Annotated in this window: 1 protein-coding gene; it reads left to right on the forward strand. The window is 72.5% G+C overall.

Features of this window, described 5'->3' with window-relative positions; translation table 11 throughout:
* The first annotated feature begins 248 nt into the window (after positions 1-248).
* The gene (locus tag ADY01_RS37805; protein ID WP_078900883.1) at positions 249-1,214 is read left to right on the forward strand and encodes an N-acetylmuramoyl-L-alanine amidase; all 966 of its coding nucleotides are present in this window, start codon (positions 249-251) and stop codon (positions 1,212-1,214) included.
* The last annotated feature ends 142 nt before the right edge of the window (positions 1,215-1,356 follow it).

The raw sequence follows: 1,356 nt of genomic DNA on the forward strand, positions 1-1,356 counted from the left end.
CTCACAGCGTGCCGGCGGTTTCGGCGGCGAGGGGTGTCGTGGCTCGTGGCGAAATCCCGTTCCCCGGCTGCCGGTTGTGCGACGCGGCCCGCGGGCGCACGGCGCGCGCGGGCGTGCGCGGCAGGCGCCCTCACTCCTCACGGGCCCACGGGTTCCCGGGAGTTGATGGCCGACCGGCACTCCCCGTGGCAGGCTGGTGACGGTAGATGACAGTCATGACCGCCCATCTCCTGGAAAGGGATAACGGTATGGCTTCTCCACTCTCCGCCGACAAGCTGGTGAGCGCGCTGAAGGGCGAGGGCGTCAGGATCGTGGAGCACAGATCCTGGCGCACCCACAACAGGAACGGCGCCGGTTCCTGGGGTCCGGTGCACGGGGTGATGATCCATCACACCGTGACCACGGGGACCGACTCCTCCGTCGAGCTCTGTTACAACGGCCGCTCCGACCTCCCCGGGCCGCTCTGCCAGGGCGTCATCGCGAAGGACGGCACGGTGTACCTGGTCGGCAACGGCCGGGCGAACCACGCGGGAAGCGGCGACGGCGACGTCCTCGCCGCCGTGATCGACGAGCGCGCGCTCCCCGCGGACAACGAGGCCGACACCGACGGCAACACGCACTTCTACGGCTTCGAGTGCATCAACCTGGGCGACAACAAGGACCCGTGGCCCGCCGAGCAGGTGGACGCCATCGTGCGCGCCTCCGCCGCCATCTGCCGCGCCCACGGCTGGGGCAAGGAGGGCACGACCTCCGTGATCGGCCACCTGGAGTGGCAGCCGGGCAAGATCGACCCCCGCGGGCCCGGCATCTCCATGAGCGACGTGCGCGGGCGCGTCGCCGAACGGCTGCGGCACCCCGCCGACTGGAACCCCGAGGAGGACGACATGCCGCTGAGCGACGAGGACATCGAGAAGGTGGCGAAGGCCGCGGCCCGGCAGGTGGCGCTGTACAAGGACACCCATCTCGACTCCCGGGACGCCAGGCAGATGTGGGACGACGCCTCAAGTCCCCACCACACCTGGCAGTTCCGCGCGGAGGACGCCGACCACGACGCCTGGGGGTACCTCTCCCGGATCCACGTCGAGGTGACCGCCCTGCGGGCCGCCGTCGCCGAGCTGGCGGGCGCCGTCGCCGCGAGGGACCCCTCGGTGGACGCCGACGAACTCGTCGCGCGCATCGAAAGCGCTGTCGAAGGCGCGACCGGCGGCGGCTGAGCGCACGGCGCACGCCCCCGCCCGAGCCCGCGACCGTGCGCGCCCCTCACACCCCCGTTCACGCCCTCACGGGCGCCGGTCCCCCCTCGCCTCGGCCTCGGCCCTCGCATCAGCCACGGCCCCGGGGGACGCTGGCCGGGGA

This window comes from Streptomyces sp. SBT349, from assembly GCF_001083795.1.
Lineage (GTDB): Bacteria > Actinomycetota > Actinomycetes > Streptomycetales > Streptomycetaceae > Streptomyces.

What these genes read in the sequence shown, in the direction of transcription:
- ADY01_RS37805 (WP_078900883.1), top strand. Translation starts at nt 249, where the DNA reads ATGGCTTCTCCACTCTCCGCCGACAAGCTGGTGAGCGCGCTGAAGGGC.